Below are 6,238 nucleotides of genomic sequence, written 5' to 3'. Positions count from 1 at the left end.
ACTCGGTCACCCTTCAACCCTCACCAGCGGAAACCGAGAAGGCTATTTGCCTGGCGAAAAATCTTACTGCGAACCTATCTATGCCCATCGCTGGGAATAGATGGGAGGCTATTCGTCGCGCCGTTCGACTTCGCCGGGCTCGCGCAGGCTCGGTGCGCCGACCACCAGGTCCGGCAGGTCGGGCATGGCGTGGACGGCCGCGGTAACCGGGGCCAGGATCTGTGCGGCCTGCTCCCGCACGCGACGGGCCGCTTCGCGCCCGGCCTCGGTTACCGATCGGCCCAGCTGTTCGGCGGTACTGCTCGCGGCATCTGCGGTGAATCGCACGTCGACCAGGACGCCGGATCTGTCGACGGTCACCTCTACCAGACCATCCGTCGAGCTCGCGGTGCTCCGTGCGGTGTCCAACACTCGCTGGACCTCGTCCCGTTGGGCGCGTTGCTCGGCGAGTGCGTCGAGAATATTTTCGACCTGATTGCGTATCCCGAAGTTGGCCGAGCGCAGTCCTTCTCGTTCCCAACGGTCCATGAGAATCTTCTTTCGGTCCGGATCAGCCGTGGCGTTCGGCGTATCGGCGTTCGAAGTCGGCGATGTAGATCGGCGGATCGATGGACGTCGACGACTGCTCGAATAGACCGTCGTCGCCGAGATAGAAGATCGCCCTATCCGTCGCGACCATCCCGGCGGGTACCGGTACATGCACCATCCAGCCGACGCTGAATCGTTCGGCGACCAACTGCTCGAGCGGATATCCGGTGGTGTCCAGTACGCGCCCGGTGATGTAATCGCGCACCCGGGAGATCGCCTCCGCGGCGTGTATCGGCTCCGGTGCCGGCGGCGCCAACCCGGCCAGCGAGTATTGATAGAGCGCACCGTCGATATCGAACCGGCCGTCTTCGCCGAACACTTCGACCAGTTCCCGGCGTGTGACCCGGCCGACCTCGGCGGCCGCCAGCAGTGCGGGAATTGCTTCCCGCGCACCCGGATTCGGATCGGTAACGAGCAGGTCGGCGACGATACCGAGCACCGTTTCCCTGGTCCACACCCCAGGGACCGCCACAGCGCAATCCTCCGCAGACGGTGACGCCCCGCGATACCAGCGCCCGGCCTCCCACCAGTAGCAGAACGACAGCAGACCCGATGCGGCGCGCGGGTCGAGTACCGGATCGGCCACCCAATCCGGTGCGCCGGCATAGAGATTCGGCATCGGCTCGCCGCCGTTGTAGACCGCGTCCAGGGTGGGGGCATTCCAGACTCCGCCCGAGAGCACGGCCCGCCCGGCCGGGAGTGCGTGCAGCGTCGACCCGTGCAATGCCGCACCCTCGAACACCCCCGTCCACGGCTCCATCCGCGGACCGTGCTCCGACCGGGCTGCGACGAATGCCGCGGCGATCGTCGCCCAGCGCGCCCACATCTGCGGGAACGGGGGAAATTCGTATTCCGCCAGCGTCGCCCACCTGTGGCCGGATCGATCGGCCCGTGCCTGGGCGGCAGCCTGTTGCGGTGTGCGACGTTGGCGGTCGCCGTGGCCGATGTAGGCGCCTAGCCACACCGGCACAGTGGCGCGCGGATACGCCTCGAGGTCGGCGCGGTATGCCTCCGGAGCGAACAGCTGCTCGGGCGGGAACGGCTGCTCGCCGTAGTCGTAATCGATGTCGATCGCACCGGAGTCGGCCAGCACGACCAGCATGCGCCACCACGGTTCGCCGTTGGATCGGGCCGCGAGCGTACGCAGTTCTCGGACCAGAGCGAGGACCGGCTCCGGGGGCGATAGCGGAACCAACTGGTCGCCGACGGAGTACGCGAGCTGCCCGACTTCCCCCGCCACCGTGACCGCGAATACCGCATCCGCTTGCTGCCAGCCCGTCGGTCCGAGCGCTTTCAGCGCATCGGCGAGCCGCTGCTCGGCGGCTGGTTCGCGGGGTTCGTCCGCCAAACAGTCCTCCTCATTCGAGCATGGGGCACCTAGTACCCGGGTGCCCCATTGTCGAGCCTTCCCAGAGCTGGGACGGCGCTCGAATCAGTCGGCCGAAACCTCGCTGCGGTCGCCGCTCCACAGCGTGTGGTACTTGCCCGGCGCATCGATCCGCTCGTAGGTATGGGCGCCGAAGAAGTCGCGCTGGCCCTGGGTGAGGGCGGCGGGCAGGCGTTCGGCGCGCAGGGCGTCGTAGTAGGAGAGTGAGGATGCGAACGCGGGTACCGGGATGCCGAGCAGGGTGGCGGTGGCGACGACGCGGCGCCAGCTGTCGATGGCGGTTTCGATGGCCTCGCGGAAGTACGGTGCGAGGATCAGGCTTGGCAGTTCCGGGTTCTGGTCGTAGGCCTCTTTGATCCGGTTCAGGAACCGAGCCCGGATGATGCAGCCGCCGCGCCAGATGGTGGCCATATCGCCGGGACGCAGGTCCCAGTTGTATTCGGCACTGCCCGCGGCGATCTGATCGAAGCCCTGGGCGTAGGCGACGATCTTCGACGCGTAGAGCGCCTGGCGAATGTCCTCGGTGAATTGTGCGACGTCGGTGGGCTTTTCGCCGAGCTTGCCCGCGGCGAGACCGAGTGCGGCCTTGCGCTGGGCCCGTGAGCCCGACAGCGCCCGCGCGAAGACCGCCTCGGCGATGCCGGTGACCGGGATGCCGAGATCGAGTGCGGACTTCACGGTCCAGCGACCGGTGCCCTTCTGCTCGGCCGCGTCGACGATGACATCCACCAGTGGCTGTCCGGTCTTCGCATCGACCTGGTTGAGCACCTCGGCGGTGATCTCGACGAGGTAGCTCTCGAGTTCGCCGGAGTTCCACTGGGTGAACACATCGGCGATCTGCTTGGCGTCGAAGCCGAGCGCGTCGCGGAACAGGTGGTAGGCCTCGCCGATGAGCTGCATATCGGCGTATTCGATGCCGTTGTGCACCATCTTGACGAAGTGTCCGGAGCCGTCGGGTCCGATATGGGTGCAGCACGGTGTGCCGTCGACCTGCGCTGCGATGGATTCCAGTAGCGGTCCGAGGGATTCGTAGGATTCCTTGGGGCCGCCTGGCATGATCGCGGGGCCGTTGAGCGCACCCTCCTCACCACCGGAGATGCCCGCGCCGACGAAGTTCAACCCGCGTGCCTTCATGGCGGCTTCGCGGCGGATGGTGTCGGTGTAGAGCGCGTTGCCGCCATCGATGATGATGTCGCCGGGCTCCATGGCGTCGGCGAGTTCGGCGATGACGGCGTCGGTAGGGTCGCCCGCCTTGACCATGATCAGCACCCGGCGTGGCTTCTCGAGCGCGGCGACGAATTCCTCGATGGTTTCGGTGCGCACGAAGTTGCCGTCGCCGCCGTGTTCGGCGAGCAGTGCGTCGGTCTTGGCGATGCTGCGGTTGTGCAGTGCCACGGTGTAGCCGTGCTTGGCGAAGTTGCGGGCGATATTGCTACCCATGACCGCCAGGCCGGTAACCCCGATCTGTGCGGATGCTGTTGCGGACGCCATATATCAGCCCTCTCCGTTCGGTGTCGTCACCTTCGGTGGAAGCCTAGTCCTAGTCCCGTTACGTCCTCCGCCGGTGTCCGCACCAGCGCCGCGATATCCCGGACAGCCCGCGACGATTCCCTGGTCTCCAGCCGCTGAGGCTCGTCACCGGATTCCCGTCTCATCGATCGACGCTCGCACCCACTGACGACTCGGTTCGAGGTACCGTCGTTGGGCCTCTGCGAACAGTTGCACGCCGGCGGGGCCCGGCCAGTCGGCGGGCAGCATTTTGTCGGGTAATCCCGGATCGAGGTAGGGGATGATCCGCCATTCGTCGAGCATCAGTGTGAAATGTGCGAAGGCATTTCGGTCGCTGATGTCGTCGAGGTCAAGGATTTTTCGGTGCTTTTCGTAGAAGGTTCGGTGTTTGGCCGCGAGATCGTCGAGGTCCCACCATTGTGCGGCGGCCTCGCGGAGGGTGCCGGGCACGACAAGATCTGTGGCGCGAAATGAGGTCACGTAGTCGTCGAGGTTCAAGGCCGTGACGATGGCGGCTGCTTCGGCTGCGAGGTACGCCGGGTAGATCCACAGACCCGCCGAGACCGCGCCGCAGCCGATCGCGGACAGTCGTCGCCGAAGCTGGTGTCGTGCGGCGCGTTCGGACTCCGGGATGCCGTAGGACAGCAGCCGCCACGGATCGTCCGAGGCCATCTGGCGGAATCCGTAGATTCGTGGGTCGCCGCGTGCGAACATGGCCAGGGCGGCATCGGTCAGCGCGTAACCCGCGCGCCCGCTACGGCTTTCGGCGTGCAGGACACCTCTGCTCTTCAATCGCGTGATCGCGGTTCGGGTGCTCGGTGCCGGAATGCCGAGTAGATCAAGTAGCTCGGTGAAATCGGCTACCGCGATCCATCCGCCGAGGTCGCGGACATACGCGCCGAGCACCGTGCGGGCCAGAGAGGTCACGCTGCCGGGCCGGGCATCGAAGTCGTCGAGCACCGCATCGGGGCGATCCATCAGCGCCCGGTCCAGGTGCGGACGGCGAACAGTTCCGGAAAGTAGGTATGCTCCAGTGCGCGTTGCAGGAATCCGGCGCCGTTGGATCCGCCTGTGCCGCTTCGCCTTCCGATAACGCGCAGCACCGTGCGCAGGTGACGGAACCGCCACAGCTGGAAGTTCTCCTCCAGGTCGACCAGTTCCTCGAATGCCTCGTACACGGACCAATGTTCTTCTGGCGCTTCGTAGATCGACTGCACCAGGGCGAGTAGTTCGGGGTCGAGTGCGTGGGCCTCGGTGACATCCCGTTCCAGCGTGGAGCGCGGCACATCGAGCCCGGTGCGGGCGAGGTGACGCCAGAACGCGTCGTAGAGGGTCGGTTCCCGCAAGAGCGTGGCCAGCTCTTCGTACGCAGTCGGATCGGATTCGAACACCCGAAGTACGGCCGTGTTCTTGTTGCCGAGGATGAACTCGATGGCACGGTACTGGTAGGACTGGAACCCGGACGAGTTCCCCAGGAAATCGCGGAACTGCGCGTATTCGGTGGGCGTCAGCGTCGCCAGCACGGACCACTGCTCGGTCAGCGTCTTCTGGATATGTTTCACCCGCGCAATGCATTTGAGTGCGACACCGATGTCGTTGGCGTCGAAAGCCGCACGCGCGGCTCGCAATTCGTGCAGTACCAGCTTCAGCCATAGCTCGGTGGTCTGGTGCTGAATGATGAACAGCAGCTCATCGTGCTGCTCCGGTCGGCTGACCGGATGCTGCGCGCTCAGCAAGGTGTCGAGGTCCAGGTACTCGCCGTAGCTCATGCGAGAGCTGAAATCGGTGACGATGTCGCGTTCGAGTGCGTCGCGTCGGATGGTCATCAGCGGCCTCGTTCTCCTGTGCCCCCGATTCACCGTATTACATCAACATGACGCTCGCTAGGGTTGTGTCATATGGCGGTCGGGCGTGATCCCGGCATCCGTCGCACCGAGGCTGGCCAGCAGGCGCAGGTTGTCATGGGATTCGGTGCCGGGCTCGGCGGACAGGACGACGAGTTCGGTCCCGGTTTCCTCAGGGAGGGCGAAGTTTTCCTGGTGCAGGTCCAGGCTCCCGACCAGGGGATGGACGAAGGATTTGCGGCCGTGGGTCCGGGAGCGGACGTCGGCCCGGGCCCACAGCTTGCGGAAACGGTCGCTGTGCACGGCGAGTTCGCCGATCAGGGCCGACAGTTTGGGATCGTCCGGATACTTGCCCGCGGCCAGGCGCAGGTGGCCGACGGTATCGCGGGTGCATAGATCCCATTCGGCGTAGAGCGAGCGGCCGTCGTCGTGCAGGAAAATTTGCCGGGCGATATTCAGGCCCTTCATCGGGTTGTGTCCGTACAGCAATTCCGCCAGCCGGTTGCCCGCGACCACGTCGAGGCGGTGATCGAGGATAAAGGCGGGCGCGTCGGGGATCAGACCCAGCACCCGCCGCAACTCGGGCCGGATGCGGACATTCGGTGCCGTTTTCGCCGGACGCTGCGGTCGGCGGGCCAGCCGGTGCAGATGCTCGCGCTCCACCTCGTCGAGGCCGAGCACGCGGGCCAACGCATCGAGGACCTGCGCGGATGGCTGCCGAGCTCGCCCCTGCTCCAAGCGCACGTAGTAGTCGACGCTCACCCCGGACAGATGCGCGACCTCCTCCCGGCGCAATCCGGCCACCCGACGGCGCGAATCGGTGGGGATGCCGACGGTTCCGGGATCCACCCGGGACCGCCGCGTGCGCAGGAAGTCGCTGAGCTCGTCCATCCCTCCAGTATTGCCACGG

At 65.9% G+C, this 6,238-nt stretch carries 6 protein-coding genes; all 6 read right to left on the bottom strand.

Translation table 11 applies throughout. The annotated features are described in order from the left end of the window. Nucleotides 1-108 precede the first annotated feature (108 nt). Nucleotides 109-528, bottom strand: coding sequence for a YbaB/EbfC family nucleoid-associated protein (locus ACIBW7_RS21640; RefSeq protein WP_397048896.1), 420 nt, complete (start codon nt 526-528; stop codon nt 109-111). Nucleotides 529-550: 22 nt separating this feature from the next. Next, nucleotides 551-1,936, bottom strand: a complete 1,386-nt coding sequence (locus tag ACIBW7_RS21635) for a hypothetical protein (RefSeq protein ID WP_397048894.1) — start codon at nt 1,934-1,936, stop codon at nt 551-553. Nucleotides 1,937-2,020: 84 nt separating this feature from the next. Next, nucleotides 2,021-3,466 carry an NADP-dependent phosphogluconate dehydrogenase gene (gndA, locus tag ACIBW7_RS21630; protein WP_397048892.1) on the bottom strand — a complete coding sequence of 482 codons (1,446 nt, stop codon included), beginning with the start codon at nt 3,464-3,466 and terminating at the stop codon, nt 2,021-2,023. 144 nt (nt 3,467-3,610) lie between these two features. After that, nucleotides 3,611-4,462: a PaaX family transcriptional regulator C-terminal domain-containing protein gene (locus ACIBW7_RS21625; protein ID WP_397048889.1), complete on the bottom strand. Its 852-nt coding sequence runs from the start codon at nt 4,460-4,462 to the stop codon at nt 3,611-3,613. Then, nucleotides 4,462-5,310, bottom strand: coding sequence for a tryptophan 2,3-dioxygenase (locus ACIBW7_RS21620; protein WP_397048887.1), 849 nt, complete (start codon nt 5,308-5,310; stop codon nt 4,462-4,464). Before ACIBW7_RS21620 ends, ACIBW7_RS21625 begins: the two co-directional genes overlap by 1 nt. A 57-nt stretch (nt 5,311-5,367) precedes the next feature. Then, a complete protein-coding gene (locus ACIBW7_RS21615; RefSeq protein ID WP_397048885.1) occupies nt 5,368-6,219 on the bottom strand; it encodes a helix-turn-helix transcriptional regulator in 852 nt (283 codons plus the stop codon). Nucleotides 6,220-6,238 lie beyond the last annotated feature (19 nt).

The sequence above is a fragment of the Nocardia sp. NPDC049526 genome (genome assembly GCF_044465765.1).
GTDB lineage: Bacteria > Actinomycetota > Actinomycetes > Mycobacteriales > Mycobacteriaceae > Nocardia.
The sequence above is the reverse complement of the archived record's forward strand: the minus strand, read 5'-3'. Positions and strand labels throughout refer to the sequence as shown.